14 protein-coding genes are annotated in these 15399 nt (G+C 43.1%); 2 read left to right on the forward strand and 12 right to left on the reverse strand.

Features of this window, described 5'->3' with window-relative positions; translation table 11 throughout:
• Positions 1-214: 214 nt before the first annotated feature.
• Both LQ216_RS16635 and LQ216_RS16640 read right to left on the reverse strand, forming a co-directional pair.
• Positions 215-436: a transposase gene (locus LQ216_RS16635; protein WP_290369285.1), complete on the reverse strand. Its 222-nt coding sequence runs from the start codon at positions 434-436 to the stop codon at positions 215-217.
• 87 nt (positions 437-523) lie between these two features.
• Positions 524-1696, reverse strand: coding sequence for a pyridoxal phosphate-dependent aminotransferase (locus tag LQ216_RS16640; protein ID WP_117308822.1), 1173 nt, complete (start codon positions 1694-1696; stop codon positions 524-526).
• Positions 1697-1805: 109 nt separating this feature from the next.
• Between LQ216_RS16640 and LQ216_RS16645 the strand changes: the two genes are divergently transcribed.
• Positions 1806-2588 (forward strand): carbon-nitrogen family hydrolase, encoded by a 783-nt coding sequence (locus tag LQ216_RS16645; protein ID WP_117308821.1) that lies wholly within the window; start codon positions 1806-1808, stop codon positions 2586-2588.
• Positions 2589-2665: 77 nt separating this feature from the next.
• Here the strand turns inward: LQ216_RS16645 and LQ216_RS16650 are convergent, their stop codons facing one another.
• The 10 genes from LQ216_RS16650 to LQ216_RS16695 form a co-directional block, all read right to left on the reverse strand.
• The gene (locus LQ216_RS16650; protein WP_230130592.1) at positions 2666-3685 is read right to left on the reverse strand and encodes a processed acidic surface protein; all 1020 of its coding nucleotides are present in this window, start codon (positions 3683-3685) and stop codon (positions 2666-2668) included.
• Positions 3686-3899: 214 nt separating this feature from the next.
• Entirely contained in the window at positions 3900-4847 is a 948-nt protein-coding gene (locus tag LQ216_RS16655; RefSeq protein WP_354959255.1) for a S8 family serine peptidase, read from the reverse strand.
• Positions 4848-4888: 41 nt separating this feature from the next.
• Positions 4889-5299: a hypothetical protein gene (locus tag LQ216_RS16660; protein ID WP_230130593.1), complete on the reverse strand. Its 411-nt coding sequence runs from the start codon at positions 5297-5299 to the stop codon at positions 4889-4891.
• A gap of 326 nt (positions 5300-5625) precedes the next feature.
• Positions 5626-8004, reverse strand: a complete 2379-nt coding sequence (locus LQ216_RS16665; protein ID WP_230130594.1) for a M14 family zinc carboxypeptidase — start codon at positions 8002-8004, stop codon at positions 5626-5628.
• A 205-nt stretch (positions 8005-8209) separates the two neighbouring features.
• Entirely contained in the window at positions 8210-8851 is a 642-nt protein-coding gene (locus LQ216_RS16670) for a dienelactone hydrolase family protein (RefSeq protein ID WP_230130595.1), read from the reverse strand.
• 45 nt (positions 8852-8896) lie between these two features.
• The gene (locus tag LQ216_RS16675; RefSeq protein ID WP_230130596.1) at positions 8897-9619 is read right to left on the reverse strand and encodes a response regulator; all 723 of its coding nucleotides are present in this window, start codon (positions 9617-9619) and stop codon (positions 8897-8899) included.
• Positions 9612-11207 (reverse strand): sensor histidine kinase, encoded by a 1596-nt coding sequence (locus tag LQ216_RS16680; RefSeq protein ID WP_230130597.1) that lies wholly within the window; start codon positions 11205-11207, stop codon positions 9612-9614. Before LQ216_RS16680 ends, LQ216_RS16675 begins: the two co-directional genes overlap by 8 nt.
• Before the next feature lie 80 nt (positions 11208-11287).
• Positions 11288-12814 (reverse strand): tripartite tricarboxylate transporter permease, encoded by a 1527-nt coding sequence (locus tag LQ216_RS16685; RefSeq protein ID WP_230130598.1) that lies wholly within the window; start codon positions 12812-12814, stop codon positions 11288-11290.
• Positions 12815-12832: 18 nt separating this feature from the next.
• Positions 12833-13288 (reverse strand): tripartite tricarboxylate transporter TctB family protein, encoded by a 456-nt coding sequence (locus LQ216_RS16690; protein ID WP_230130599.1) that lies wholly within the window; start codon positions 13286-13288, stop codon positions 12833-12835.
• Positions 13289-13345: 57 nt separating this feature from the next.
• Positions 13346-14368: a tripartite tricarboxylate transporter substrate binding protein gene (locus tag LQ216_RS16695; protein ID WP_230130600.1), complete on the reverse strand. Its 1023-nt coding sequence runs from the start codon at positions 14366-14368 to the stop codon at positions 13346-13348.
• Positions 14369-14669: 301 nt separating this feature from the next.
• Between LQ216_RS16695 and rpiA the strand changes: the two genes are divergently transcribed.
• Complete coding sequence (gene rpiA / locus LQ216_RS16700) at positions 14670-15350, forward strand: ribose-5-phosphate isomerase RpiA (RefSeq protein WP_230130601.1); 681 nt, start codon at positions 14670-14672, stop codon at positions 15348-15350.
• Positions 15351-15399: the final 49 nt, after the last annotated feature.

Genomic DNA, 15399 nt, shown 5'->3' on the forward strand with positions numbered 1-15399 from the left:
TGCGTGACGAGGCTCTATGTCAAGTGAATAAATGCAAAGAACCTAACTCTATAAATAAATAGGGAGCCATTTCCTAAAGGAAACAGCTCCGGTTTTTTTACATCTCCACATTTTGGGGTCTTGACCAGATAGCGAATGGTTTTCTCTGCGGCTGAAAGCCCTTTGATCCGGACCAAAACTTAACGAGCTACTGAGTGGTTCGCCTTTACTACTTCTACTGGCCAGACCTCTTAGGCCTTCTACTTATTTTCTTTACTTCTTCACCTGTGAATGGATCGTTGTATTCCACAAAACTTAATTGTTCTGCCACGACATCCTCTTTTATTTGAATACTTACTAACTTATGTACATGATCTTTACATGCCGTTGCTTCTATTCTCTCTATGCCTTTTCTTTCACACAACGTTCTCAGTAGTTTCCTATATACTTTATTTATTAGTGTCTATTCACATAAAAAACTCTTCTGATTGCTGAATAATTGGTTGGCGAACCATCCTATTTTCTCATTTCCTCATTACACCAATTAACCAAATAGCCGCAGAGCCCGAATCCTCCGGACGGCTTCCATAAGCCTGTCCTCGGTTGTCAGGAGACCTGCCCGTACATATCCTTCCCCGTATTTTCCAAATCCTTTTCCTGGTGCCACGGCCACATGGGCGTGATTCAGCAGATAGTCAGAAAATTCTTCTGAAGTGTATCCCTCTGGAACCTTAAGCCATGCAAAAAATGAGCCTGCAGGGGCTTTCACATCCCAGCCGATGGATTGCAAGCCGCCTATGAATATATTTCTGCGAGATTCATACATTTCCGCCAGTTCCTGCGCACATCGTTGCGAGCTTAACAGCGCTTCCACTGCGGCTTCCTGGACGGCTGGAAAAAGGCTGACATACAGATGGTCCTGCAACAGCTCGATCGCTTCCACCACGCTTTCATTTCCTACGGCAAACGCAATGCGCCAACCAGCCATATTGTATGTCTTGGACAAAGTGTAGATTTCAATGCCTATATCCTTCGCTCCTTCCGTCTGCAGGAAGCTGAGCGGTTTCTTTCCATCAAATCCAATCGTGCCATAGGCAAAATCATGGACAACACAGATGGATTCCTTCGTTGCCAGTTCGACCGTTTCCTTGAAAAATGCTTCGGTGGCAACTGCCCCGGTCGGGTTATTCGGGTAATTCAAGAACATCAGCTTGGCCTGTTCGATCGCCTGCCTGCTTATACCACCATAATCGGGCAGAAAGTCATTTTCCTCTTTCAAAGGCATCGTTTCCATCCTGGCTTTAGCCAAGGATACACCAGACCAATAATCGGGATACCCCGGATCGGGGACAAGGACGGTGTCGCCGGGATTCAATAGACATTGAGGAAGTTCTACCAGGCCGGCTTTCCCACCAAACAGGATGGCGACTTCTTTATTAGGATCCAGTTTAACGCCAAATTCCAGTTGATAATATTCACAGGCTGCCTCTTTTAATTCCTTTGTCCCCCTGAAAGGGGAATATTTATGGTTGATTGGATTTTCCGCAGCTGACTGCAGCTTTTTTACGATATGAGCCGGGGTCGGCTGATCTGGATTGCCCTGGCCGAGATTGATGACATCATGCCCCTCGGCAGCAATGTCAGCCACTTTGGAAACCAACGAAGCGAAAAATTGCTTAGGAAGCGCCTGAAGTAAATCGGACTTTTTGAAATGCATGGTATGTCCACCTTCTCTGAAATTTCTTGAAAAATCAGTCACAAATGATATATCGTTAATTTAATATGAAAATATGATTAATTTCAAGGGAAATTGCGAGGTGCATGAGATGAAATGGAAGATTGCCTGTATTCAGCTCGATATTGCCTATGGCCAGCCCGCGTTAAATTATCAGGCCGTGGCTGAAAAAATAAAAGAAGCGGTGAAGTCTGGACCGGATGTCATTGTTTTGCCTGAGTTATGGACAACCGGATATGATTTAACAAGGCTAGAGGAAATCGCCGACGATCAGGCTGAGCGAACGATTCTTTTCTTAAGCGAGATTGCCAAAAATTATCATATCCATATTATCGGGGGCTCCGTGGCGAAGAAAACCGCAGACGGGGTCTTTAACACATTATTGATTATAGATAATCAAGGTAGGCTCGTGAAAGAGTACGACAAGCTCCATCTCTTCAAGCTGATGAATGAACACCATTTTCTTCAGCCGGGTAAAAAAGATGGCTTATTTCAATTAGGAGGTAAACTATGTGCCGGGTTTATCTGCTACGATATCCGCTTCCCGGAGTGGATTCGTACCCATACGTCAAAAGGGGCAGAAGCGATATTCGTGGTAGCAGAATGGCCAAAGCCCAGGCTTGCCCATTGGCGTACCCTGCTCATCAGCCGTGCAATAGAAAACCAGTGCTATGTAATCGCCGCCAACCGTATAGGAAGCGACCCGGCTAATGAATTTGCCGGCCATTCCCTTATCATCGATCCATGGGGCGACATTATCGCCGAAGCTGGAAATAGGGAAGAAATAGTAACAGGCATGATTGATTTCGATAAAACAGCTGAAGTGAGGGGCATGATACCTGTATTTCAGGATAGGCGGCCGGAATTCTATTGAGATAAAACTGCCTGAAAAAAGGCGATCCTGTAAAAGGATCGCCGTCTTTCGTATGGTGAATCAGCCTGATTTGAAAGTTAAGCCGTTTTCCTGAAATTACGATATAACATGATTCCAGATAACATCATAACAAGACCGATCAGGATGCCGGAAGCGTAGTTCCCCGCCGTTTTCGGAAGCTTGCCGCCTTTTTCTGTTTTAACTTTCGGGTTTTCACTTTTGGCTTGCTTCACTTTTTCAGTAGCTGTATTAAGATTGTTTCCAATGTTATTGATCGTCTCATTGTCGACCATGTCGCCGGTAATGATGAGGTCGGCCAATAAATTGCCTTCCAGATCGAAAATGTTTACTTTTAATTTCGCATTGATAAGTTCTTCCATGTTAAATAGTTCCCATAGAGAAACCGTTGTTTCTTTACCGTCCATGATGAGAGCGAACGTAGGCTTAATTTTTAACATCGTAAACATTTCATCAAAAATGGCAATAAATTCTGAAACCTGTTCAGGCGTTAATTCATCAAGCGTTTCAAATTCATCGAACGCTTCCATTTTTTCTGCCAGTTGTTCGAACTTTGCTGTAGCTTCAGGAGTTGATAACTCCTCTTCAAGGGCCATGAAGTGATTGTTTAAGTTCTCCAATTCCAGTTGTGTGAGGTCTAATTCTTCCTGGAAAATCATTAACAGTTCGTTCATAAATTCTTCATCAAAGTCAGGCTCGATATAGAATAGAACATCATCGACAAAAATGAAATCTTCAATCTCTTCCCCGTTCTCTGCTAAAAGAGCATCGAGATCCTCCATTGTCATTTCATTTTCCTGTAAAACATCCTGGATATTGCTATAGTCAGATGCAATGACTTCCCCGAGCCAGTCTGACAATTCTTCGACTGTTTCATAATCTTTAATTACCTCATCATACTCAGCAAGAGCGATGGCGATATCCGCCTCAGTCACTTCAAACCCTCTGATTGCGCTGATTTCTTCAAGATAAGCTTGGAAATCCGCATCGAAATTTGGATCTTGTGCTGCAAATGACTGCTTAGGCAAAAGCGATACCAACAAAATAAGTGCAAATAAAATACTGGCGATCTGCCTCATAATTTCCCTCTATTCCCTCAGATTATGTATTTTCGATATAATTATATATTTGAATCTGCTAATTAAGCGACAAGCAATATATGGTAAAACTAAATGTTTATGTAAGTTAGAAAATTAAAAGGAACAAATAAGCGAAAGCCTATTTGTTCCTTCAAAAAATAGTTATTCCTTTTTAATAGATTCATACCGATTAAAGGAATGAAGGTATGCTGCATTATTTTCTATAAGCTAATTTAATGGCATTATAGGCATTTACATACCCGGCCCCCACTTCCCAGGATTCGTATCCTGGCATTTCTGTGGCTGTCTTTTTCAAGACTTGCTTTACTTGAGATGGCGAAAGTTCAGGGTTCGCTTCTAACAGCAGTGCGACAATTCCGGCTACATGGGGTGTGGCCATCGATGTTCCGCTCATCGTTGTATAGAACGGAAGATGGGCTGGACTGATAAGTTCAATATCTTTGTCGATTCCGAGACTTGAAACAGGAGCAAGAACGCGCGTCGATACAATATCGACTCCAGGCGCCGTAATGGTCGGTTCATCCAACCATGTCCATTGCTTTCCATCTAATGTAAAGGTTCCACCCACGCCCTTTTTGCCACGGGATGAGAAATCGGCAAGTGTGCCATCCTTCACTCCTGCTGCGACCGAGATAACCCACGGAGCTTTTGCATATGGATTATGGGTATTTTCATCCGGCCCCTCATTTCCTGCCGCAAACAAAACTGTTATTCCTCTATCGAACGCTTTTTTGCTGGCAATGTTAATCGGGTCGTTATAGTCGAAATCACCTGATGATCCCCATGAATTTGTAATCACTCGAATGTTATATTCCTGCTGATGGGTTATCGCATAATCGAAGCCGCCGATTCCGTCCAGGACAAATAACGCGGCACCTGAACCATAACCAATCAGGTCGGCCCCTGGCGCAACTCCCTCATACTTGCCGGAAGACATCGCACCGGTACCGCCGACTGTTCCCGCTACATGTGTACCATGGCCTGAATTCGTATCCGTATTTGGGACATGTTCCAGGTAAGTGATCGGCAATAATTCCGGCGCAAAGGCATTCAGGTTCGTGGAAGCCATCACATTTTGAACCAGATTTCTGCCAAATTGGTGATCTCTATGGGTCCCATCCACACCGCTATCGTTCACCACAACGCCGATGCCCTTTCCGGAAAGAGGGAATCCTTTATTGGCTATACGGAAATTCTCGTCTGTCCTTGCCCGGTCGACACCGGTAATGTCCGTTGCTTCCGCATTGGAATACGTAAGCTTTTTGTTGAAATAAATAGATTGGACCTCATCGTTTTTTGCCAGTTTGTCGATCTGCGATTTTGTCGCAATGACCCCGGCGATTGGCAAGACTTCATCGTGATTCCTGTCTCGATGCCAAGTGTTTCTAACAGGCTTAGTTGATTGCTCTTTGGTGCACCATCGCCTTTAAAAGTAACAATGACTTGGGCTGTGTCCGAAGATGCCAGTGCTTTTTCAATGAGCGGATCCATTACGGCAGAGGCCAAGGGACCTGCCTGAGCCCTTTCCGGGCGTTCAGCGTAAAACGGGATAAACAAAAATAGAGCAAGAAATACATAGACAATACGTTTCATGTAGTTTTCCTCCAGAAGTCATAATATTTTGACTTTTTAAAGCAGGCTAATCCCTAAGACAGTATGAAAACGCCATTTAATTTTTGAAAATCCGTCTCCTCCTTTTTTATTTTTAGTAAATGCTTGCTGCCTTACTAAATTGCTTTTCAGTACCCATATTTTTGAAGAGATAAACCATGATCAGCCAATTCCGCTTAAATTTGGGAGATTAGGCCCTAAAACAGGGGATTTAAACGGACCGTGTAAGAGCCAAAAGCGCTCATCATTGTTAGTGTCGGTGACTTACAAAAAAACCTGACTGGGCATGCCAGTCAGGTTTCTCACTATCATTCTTCAAATATCGCATTCGAGAGCAGTCGGAACAAATAATCGGTGTGGTCGCGGAAGCCTGGTTCCAGACCAATAAGCGTGACATCTTTATCCTTCTCCTGAACCATTACTGCTTGTCCCTGGGCTCCCGACCTGTTTGCCCAATGTCCGGCGACAAAGAAATCTGGAGTATTATCGTAGGTAGCCAATACTTCATCGTTCTCCGTGCCAGTATACCATGTTGGGCGGTAGACGAATCCGTAATCATCCTGGCCATAGCCTGCCGTAACTCCTGTCCCTTCATAATCGACTTTTACGATCCCGTTGCTATTGGACCCTCCGACTTTTATCGTATCATCTGTAAAACCAAGAGTTCTTGTAGCCTGGGAGGCACCGGCTCCTACTGCAATATACTTACCGCCTTCGTTTAAAAAGCTTTCCAGATTGGCTTTAAATGAATCATATTGGGCAGGATTCTCGAACCCGAATTCTTTATTTGCTTCACTTAGATTCGTGGAAATAAGATTTGCGGTTCCACTATAAACAAAGACATCGAATGAGCCAAGACCTTTCTGCGCTACCTCAACAGGGGTGACTTCCGTTACCTCGAAGCCAAGTCTCCTTAGAGAAAGGTTTGTCCCGGAGTGCGATTGCTGTTTGCCCATTCCGCCATCCTTTAGGAGCGCTACCTTTAATTTGGAGAGCTGCACAGCATCAGCCGGAATCGCTGAGGTTTCAACTTCTAAGCCGGACTCTCTTACTGCTCTTGAGATTGTATTTCCTGTTGCTTGAGCGTAAAAGTTACCTTTTGAATCGCGTTTCACTTTTACCCCTTGTTGGATTAACGTATTAGTCAGTTCAACTGCTTTCACTGAACTGTTAGGAATTTTATATGGCCCTTTACCTGAAAGGGAGCCATGGTTTTCAACTTCCTTCACCTTGCTGGCTGTTACATTAAACTGGCTTTTTACAGATATCGCTTCAAAGCCCCATAATTCCGGGAGACTCCACGCTGATATGTCATACATAGCTGGCGTATCATTGGTGATATCCTCTCCGTCCCAAAGCATTGTGTTCGCAAGACCTGCCTTGGCCTGGTTCATCTTTACGACATACGTTCCTTTTGGATAGGATTTGCCTTCGGCCGTAAATGGCTTTGAAGCCTCTTCCACTTCAACATCATTTTTGATTAAATGGTTCACCGCTTTTTCCGTTACCGTCGGGTCTTTCTCATTAACCGGCAGAACATAGGCATTCGGGAAGAATCCTTCTTCATGGAACGGATGGTCAAAATTGATGCCCCGTTTAAAGACCTCGATCTGGTCCGTGATCATTCCCTGTTTGTTGGCAGTTGCGAATTGGAGGGCACCCATGATCGCATCATATTGCCAGCGGACACCATCCCAATCATTTGTAGGCGCCTCTAATGTGTGTCCATAAGCGCCATGGTACATGGCGTACATCGGTGTAAAGATCGGCGGATAATCATCCCAGCCTGCAGTATCATCACGCTGCGGAACATATGCGCCTTCCATCGTTTTATACAGGTCACCGCTGTATTGCCCTTTGTTCTTCATAATTTCTGATTCCATGGCTTCCGCTTGTTTATAGGCCCATTTATTATACAGATCATATTCATAATTAGGGTTATGCGGCGGCGTACACGGTTCGATCAAGCCTTGCAAATTCGGTGCATAATTTTTTACATATCCATGCGTATCAAGGAAAACCATTGGATTCCATTCTTTAATAAGTTCTACGGTTTCCTGGGTTTCCGGCTGTGACTGGGTAATGAAATCGCGGTTTAGGTCGATTCCCTGTCCGTTGAACCTGGTGGCATCGATTCTTCCGTCCGGATTAGCGACCACATTAAAGATTAAGATGTTACTCCCAAGAATGTTTTTAGTCACTTGATCAGTCTGCGTCGCAAAACGCTCGATTAATTGAAGCACGGCATCGCTTCCGACAAATTCCGTACCGTGAATGGAGCCATTAATCATAACCGGAACCTTAAAATCTGGATTTTCACTAATCCAGTCCTGTGCTTTTTGGGGATTTTTGAACATCTGTTTTCGTAGCGCTTTAATTTTGCCGAACTTGCCTTGTGAAGCAGGGTCGGCAATCGTTACGACATAAAGCGGATGTCCATCAGAAGATTTCCCTTTCACTTCTACCTTTACACGGTTTGATTTCTTGTCAATTTCCTGAAGCTTGGCGCCGATTTTCGAGAATTTAACAAAATCATAGTGTTCGCTGTTGAACTTGCTGCCGTTTTGTTCCTCGTAGACATTGACATTCGTCCACTTCTTTGGCGATGCGGCGAGTGTGTCTGCCAACGGAACAGTGGCAAGCATACTAGCAGCGATAAGCCCGGTTAATAGTTTCTGTTTCTTCATCCTTTACCTCCTGATAGAAAATTCAAAATATTGCCTAGATATACACTAGTATATTTGATTTTCCAGCAGGGACCATCATGCAAAATAACTATTAACTAGATTGTTAAACACAATAATGATAGGTCTATTATCATGACGGCATGCGAATGCAAAAAAGGTTACCCGAAAAATCCGGATAACCTGTCGCAATTTGTTTCTCTTTGCGCTATTTAATTTGTTGTAACAACCACTGTTGTAGGGAAGAAACATTCTCCGGCACGATAAAGTGGCCGGCAGGATAGGTTTCATAAGTTGTGTTCACAGCACGGCTCATGAAATAATCCTGATTATCATTTCCGATGTGAATCGGAAAAATCGGATCACTTTCTCCATGTGAAATATATACGGACTGTCGGCTGCTCGTTTTCAGTGAGTATTTTTCTTTCACAAAGGAAGGAATGTACCCGTTCATTGCCACGATTCCCCTTATCTCATCTCCTAAAGTTAGGGCAAGCGTCATCGCCATGATCGCTCCCTGGCTAAAGCCAAGCAAATATACTTGATCTTTATCAATCGGATGTGCCTCCTTCATCTCTTTAATAAAGGCTGTCAACCCTTGGACACTGCGGTCAAAAGATTCCTTGACAGGATTTCCGATTCCATGAAGATCAAAGAATTTATATCCGGTTTCCGTTTTGATGTTGCCGCGAATGAAAAATAGAATAAATCGGCCTTTAACACCTTCCAGGATTGGAACAAGATCTTTCTCATTTGAACCCGCACCATGCATCACGAAGATTGCCGGATAGGTTTTTCCTTCCTTGAAATCATCGGGAAATGAGAGATCGCACATATATTCAGCTGACATTGATATTCCTCCCTAATGTTAATGAAAGCATTAAATAGTCACATGCTAATAAGTCTTCTTTGCAACCCTTACCATATAGACCCGCTCCGGCCGCCCGACTGCACCGTAGGCAAGATCCGCCCTTATCTTGCCCCCGGCAACTAGATGCTCCAGATATCGCCTCGCGGTCGTTCTGCTCACCCCAATTTGTTTAGCCACAGATTCAGCTGTCATTCCGGCATTGTCATCTCCAAGAACCTGCAGTACTTTTTCAAGTGTCAGCGGGTCAATTCCTTTAGGCAAGTCGGATTTCTCACTGCTGCTTCCATCCTTATCTTTCCGCAAAAGCTTGTCGACTTGTTGTTGGGTAATATGAGGATTGTTTTTGCCCAGCTCCAATAAATTGGTGTGGTAATCTTGATATCGCAGCAACGACTGTTTGAATCGTTCAAACACGACAGGTTTAATAATATAATCGAAGACGCCTATGGTTATCGCTTCCTGTACTTTATCTAATTCTTTGGTTGCCGTTATCATAATGACGTCGATTTGTTTATTTTCCTGTTTCGTTTCTTTTAAAAGATCCAGGCCGTTCATATCCGGAAAATAGACATCAAGCAAAATAAGGTCTGGCTGCAAGATCTCGATAAAGCTTTTTGCTTCTCTATAACTTGCAGCGATTCCAACTGTTTGAAAGCCTAGGATTTGCTCAATAAACCGTTTCTGTATCTCTGCTATTCTTAGATCATCCTCCACAATTAATACATCGATCATTTGATTGTCATTCATCCAAACGCCCCCTTACTTTTGGAATAGCAATCGTGAAAACCGTTCCATCTCCCTCATTAGATGAATATGTAATAGATGCTCCCAAGCTTTCAATCGCATCCTGCACTAAACTCAACCCAATTCCCGCATTGCTTTTGCTGTCCTTCGTTGTAAATCCAGTCTGGAAAATACGTTCATAATCCTCTGGAGCAATCCCCTTCCCGTTATCTTCCACTTCTATAATCAGTTCTTTGCCGAGATCTGTCAAAAATAGAGAAACCTTTTTCTTTTCCTTTCCATTTTCCTGGACTGCCTCAAAAGCGTTATTGACCAGGTTTCCTATAATGGTCACTAACGTTTCCCTGCCTATTTCTGCCGGAACATCCTTGAAACTGCTCTCCCTATCTACAGTAAAATGAATTTTCAATTCACTGGCTAAACTCACTTTTCCTAAAATAAAGCCGGCTATGATCGGATCGGGAATTTCTTGCATTAAGAAATTTATGAATCCCTGCGCAACATCCACTTCTTTCGAAATGAATTCAATTGCCTCCTTGTATGAACCGAGTTGAATCAAACCGAGAAGGGTATAGAGTCGATTGGAATATTCATGGGTTTGGGCTCGGAGCCCTTCGGCGTATGATTTTATGTGAGACAATTCCTGAAGAAGATTTGAAAGCTCAGATTTATTCCTTAAGCTTGCAACAGCTCCTTTTACATGTCCGCGTTTATTTAAAATAGGAATCCGGTTGACCACGAAAACCTCGCCCTGAATCATAAATTCCCTGTCGTATTCAGCCTGTCCCGTTCTTACTACATCAACAAGATGTGTATCTTCAATGACGTCCTCGATTCGCTTTCCGCGAAGCAAAATATCATTTCGGATATGCAGGATTTGATGGGCCGTTTCATTTACTACGGTAATCCTTCCCTCATCATCTATTGCGATAATCCCTTCATGGATCGATTCAAGGATCGCGTGCTTCTCCTGGTACATCCAGGCGATTTCCTTCGGCTCAAGACCAAAGATTGCCTTTTTAATATTTAATGAGATTAATAAGGCAATCAAGATACCACCTAATAGGATAAAGAGTGTTGTGTAAAGAATTTTCCTCTGCAAACTTGAGACCTCTTCTTCAATATCTTTTTGCAAAAAACCGACGGAAACTACTCCAATGATTCGGCCATCTGATTGAATGGGTGCTTTCCCCCTAAGCGATGGACCCAATGTACCCGTGGACTCAGATATGATCGGTTCACCTTTAAATACTCTGCCATTGTCCCCGCCAACCATTTTTTGTCCAAGTCGTTCAGGATTCGGATGAGAGTAGCGAATTTCATTACGATTTCCAATTACGATAAATTCTGCTCCAATCTGCTTGCGGATTTTTTCTGCAATCGGCTGGATGGTACTGGCCGGGTTGTCCTCATTAAAGGCTTCCTTTATTTCAGGGATATGAGAGACGGACTGTGCTACCGATAAGGCTGTGTTACCTTTTTCCTTTTTCAGGCCGGATTCCAAAATATTGATAAAGGTTAATTCAAAAATGACTCCCATGAGAATAATTAACACACAGATGCCTGCCATTAACTTAGTATGTAGACGCATTCAAACACCTCTTGTCAATCATATTAAAAAAAACTCCTCTACAAAAGGAGTTTTTGAAATATTTTGTCGTGTCCGACTACTTATCCTTCCACATTAATGATGACATCCTTACCTTTCATTTTCATTAAGACCGGTATAAGCAGCCAAAGAATTGTGATGATCAAGAAAGCAAGTGATATCGGACGGGTGATAAATAAGCTGTAATCACCATCTGAAATGGTCAGCGCCCGTCGGAAGTTATTCTCAATCATCGGACCCAAAACAAGACCGAGTACAAGAGGCGCGATCGGATAATCATTTCTCGTTAAAAAATAGCCAAACAGCCCGCAAGCAAGAAGAAGCAGTAGATCATATGTGGAAACTTGTACGGCATATACTCCGAAAATGGAGATGGCAATAATGATAGGTATTAAAAATTGTTTCGGTGTTTGAATGATTTTTGCGAACACCTTTACCAGTGGTAAATTCAAAATTAAAAGCATGATGTTTCCAATGAACATACTGGCGATCAAGCCCCAGGCAACCTGTGGATGGTCTTCGAATAATAATGGGCCCGGCTGGACGTTATACATCATAAGAGCACCCATGAGTATCGCCGTTGTACCTGATCCCGGAATTCCCAGTGTCAATAAGGGAATCATCGCACCGCCCGAAGCCGCGTTATTGGCCGATTCAGGTGCGGCTACCCCGGCAATCGTACCGGTACCAAACTTCGAAGGATTTTTTGAAAGCCTTTTTTCTGTTAAGTAAGAGAAGAAAGAAGCCAATGTCGCACCCGCACCTGGCAGAATCCCTATAAAGAAACCAAGGAGGGATCCGCGGGCAATGGGCCCGACCGATTCTTTTAATTCCTCTTTCGACGGCAGCAAATTATTAATTTTCGCTATCTCATTGTCTTCCTCTTCTTTTTCCAATATCGTCTTGAATACTTCACCAAGAGCAAACAATCCAACGGCAATCGTTAAGAATTCAATTCCCTGATAAAGCCAGGGCACATCAAAGGTAAAACGAGCAATTCCAGAAACGTTGTCAATTCCAATCGTACCTAGCAATAAACCGCAGATCGTCATGATCAATGCTTTCGTCACTGACTTGCCCGCCAACCCGCTGACAGCAGCCAAGCCTAAGAGCATGAGCGAAAAATACTCCGCAGGACCGAACTTTAATGCTACACTCGATAAAGGCCGGGCTAATGCGATCAACGCTAACAGTGTAACGATCCCGGCAACAAAAGAACCGATTGCGGCAATGGAGAGTGCACTACCGGCTCTTCCCTTCTTCGCCATCTGATAGCCATCCAATGTTGTAACAACAGACGAGGATTCCCCAGGGGTATTTAATAGAATCGACGTTGTCGAACCTCCATACATCGCCCCGTAATAAACACCGGCAAGAAGAATAATCGCACTCGCTGCTGCCTGTTCAGGCGGCAGACCGCCCGTAATGGAAGCCGTGACCGGAATCAGCAGGGCCACACCGCTCATTGGTCCGATACCCGGTAGGACGCCGACAGCCGTTCCTATTAGAACTCCAACAAATGCAAAAATCAGGTTATACCATATGAGAGCCGTACCAAACCCATCCATTAAATAACTGAGTGTACTCATGATTCATCTCCCTCCAAACTAAAACCAGACTGGCCAGCCGGGCAGAGTTCCTTTTAAAATATTTACGAAAAGATAATAGACTATGCCTGAAAAAGAGGCAGCAATTACAAGTGATTTTATCCACTTCGTTCTTTCCATTGTTTGAAAGCAAATAAACAGATAGATGAATGTCGTAATCACATATCCAATCGTTTCTAACGTGAGAATGTAAGCAAGCGTTGTGGTAAATATGATCAAAAACGGCTTGTGTTGCAGCTTTTCTTTAGAGCCTCCTGCTTGCTTTTGGAAGCGGAATGTCTCATAAAATAAACGGATGCTTAATAGAACCAGCAGAATGCCAAGAAAAAAAGGAAATATATCCGGTCCTACTTCACTTCCATAAGCGGAGCTCGCAATCTGCCTGCTGCCGATTATAAAAAGCAGACCAATAGCCAAGAACAAAACCGCTGCAATGCGATCGAATCTGATGTCCATCCACATTCATCCTTTCTAAACAGATGAGAAGGAGTGTTTCACTCCTTCCCGAATCTATTACTTTTCCATACCCAAAGCTTCTAATAGTTGCTGTACTTGTGTTTCCTGCTCATGTAAAAACTTTTTGAAATCTGCGCTATTTTTATATTCCATTTCCCAGCCTTGAGTCTCGACTTCTTTTTTCCATTCAGGGGATGCAGCAAGCTTTTCGATCGTTTTTTCCCAATATGTTTTTGCTTCGTCAGACATTTTTTCAGGACCAAACACACCGCGCCAAATTGTGAATTCAGCGTCCACACCTTGTTCCTTAGCTGTAGGAATATCTTTAAATGTTTCTATACGTTCAGGTGATGTGATTGCCAGAACCCGTACCTTGCCCGCCTTCAAAAACTCATTGACACTGGATGCATCTGTACCGATTACATCAGCGTTTCCTCCAAGCAATGCCGTAATCGCTTCACCGCCGCCATCATAAGAAACATATTTAATTTTAGTTGGATCGACGCCGTATTCATAAGCCGGTAAAATGGAGATCAAATGATCCATTGAGCCTGGAGCAGAGCCCCCTGCAAAGGTAAGCTTACGCGGATCTTTTTTGACTTCCTCCAATACCGATTTCAGATCCTTGAATTTCGAATCTGCTTTGACGACAATCGCCCCGTAATCTTTTGTCAACTGTGCCAAAGGAGTTGTATTTTTATGTCCATAAGGGCTGTTTCCTTCTTTTTTCAAATTATTAATGACGATTGGTGGTGAGTTGACCAACAGCCTGGCGTTGTTTTGTACATCCTGGGTCGCATACTCCGCCATAAAAACGGCTCCCCCACCGCCAGGTTTGTTCTCAACCGTCAATGGCTGATCCACCAGCTTTGTTTCACTCAATACTTTTGTGAATGAACGGGCTGTCAAATCCCAGCCACCCCCCGCTCCAGAAGGTGCTACAACTGCAATCGCCTTGTTTGGGTAACCAGTACTTTCCACTTTTTTTTCACCGCCGGATGTTTCACTCCCGCATGCGGTTAGACTCAATGCCAACACACCGGCACCCATTATTGTCGAAAACCTTTTAATAGAAATCATGTAAATCCCCCTTGTAAGCGTTTTCTCAATTTTACATAAATAAAAGCGATTTACTAGATTATCCAATTAAACTCCAATAAAAATATTAAACACATTTTGTTCATAAAGTTTATGGTTTGGAAAAACAGTAAAAAATAGCAGGGATAATGACCCCCACTATTTTTAGATTTTGAATAATTACGTATTTAGTATTTTTCGCATAAAATATATTGTGCTTATCCAGAAATGAAAGTAAAGAAAAAGATATTCCCCTTCTCTTTAGGTAAACTATAATAAGACATTTACAAAGGTGGGTTGCGGGATGGACACATTGGAAGGCAATAAAAAAATAGCTGGTGAAAAAGCAGCAGACTTTGTCCAGGATGGAATGATAATAGGATTGGGAACAGGTTCAACTGTGTACTGGACAATAAAAAAAATCGCTGAACGAATTAAAGGGGGTTTACGGGTAAAAGGTATCCCATCATCCAGCAATACGGAGAGATGGGCCATTGAGTTTGGCATCCCATTAACCGACTTTTCTGAAGTACAGAATCTTGACTTAACAATAGACGGCGCTGACGAAATCGACCCAAATTTTAACCTTATTAAGGGCGGAGGAGGTGCTCTTTTAAGGGAGAAAATAGTAAGCATTTCGTCAAAAGAGCTAATCATTGTCGCGGACGATTCAAAAATAGTTTCACAATTGGGTAATTTTCCTCTACCTGTTGAAGTTGTTCCATTTGGCTGGGAAATTACCGCTCAAAAAATAGCTCAGCTTGGGTGCTCCCCCGCACTAAGAATGAAAGATGATAGGATCTTCAGCACAGATAACGGAAATTATATTTTGGATTGTACATTCGAGTCTATTCCGGATCCAGAGATGACACATAATCATCTGAAACTGATAGTTGGTGTAGTAGAAACCGGATTATTTATTGGAATGGCTGACAAAGTGATTATAGGGGAATCTAATGAAGTAACGATACTCAAAAAGAAATAAGAAATTCCCTATTAATAATAGATCAGCTGGTTATCAAAAAAAGATAACC

Source organism: Bacillus sp. CECT 9360 (assembly GCF_918741275.1).
In the GTDB taxonomy this organism is placed as follows: Bacteria; Bacillota; Bacilli; order Bacillales; family DSM-1321; genus Peribacillus.

Coding starts and splice junctions, on each gene's coding strand:
- LQ216_RS16645 (WP_117308821.1), top strand. CDS start 1,806: ATGAAATGGAAGATTGCCTGTATTCAGCTCGATATTGCCTATGGCCAG.
- LQ216_RS16660 (WP_230130593.1), bottom strand. CDS start 5,299: ATGAAACGTATTGTCTATGTATTTCTTGCTCTATTTTTGTTTATCCCG.
- LQ216_RS16695 (WP_230130600.1), bottom strand. CDS start 14,368: ATGATTTCTATTAAAAGGTTTTCGACAATAATGGGTGCCGGTGTGTTG.
- LQ216_RS16665 (WP_230130594.1), bottom strand. CDS start 8,004: ATGAAGAAACAGAAACTATTAACCGGGCTTATCGCTGCTAGTATGCTT.
- LQ216_RS16670 (WP_230130595.1), bottom strand. CDS start 8,851: ATGTCAGCTGAATATATGTGCGATCTCTCATTTCCCGATGATTTCAAG.
- LQ216_RS16650 (WP_230130592.1), bottom strand. CDS start 3,685: ATGAGGCAGATCGCCAGTATTTTATTTGCACTTATTTTGTTGGTATCG.
- LQ216_RS16640 (WP_117308822.1), bottom strand. CDS start 1,696: ATGCATTTCAAAAAGTCCGATTTACTTCAGGCGCTTCCTAAGCAATTT.
- LQ216_RS16690 (WP_230130599.1), bottom strand. CDS start 13,288: ATGGACATCAGATTCGATCGCATTGCAGCGGTTTTGTTCTTGGCTATT.
- rpiA (WP_230130601.1), top strand. CDS start 14,670: ATGGACACATTGGAAGGCAATAAAAAAATAGCTGGTGAAAAAGCAGCA.
- LQ216_RS16685 (WP_230130598.1), bottom strand. CDS start 12,814: ATGAGTACACTCAGTTATTTAATGGATGGGTTTGGTACGGCTCTCATA.
- LQ216_RS16680 (WP_230130597.1), bottom strand. CDS start 11,207: ATGCGTCTACATACTAAGTTAATGGCAGGCATCTGTGTGTTAATTATT.
- LQ216_RS16675 (WP_230130596.1), bottom strand. CDS start 9,619: ATGAATGACAATCAAATGATCGATGTATTAATTGTGGAGGATGATCTA.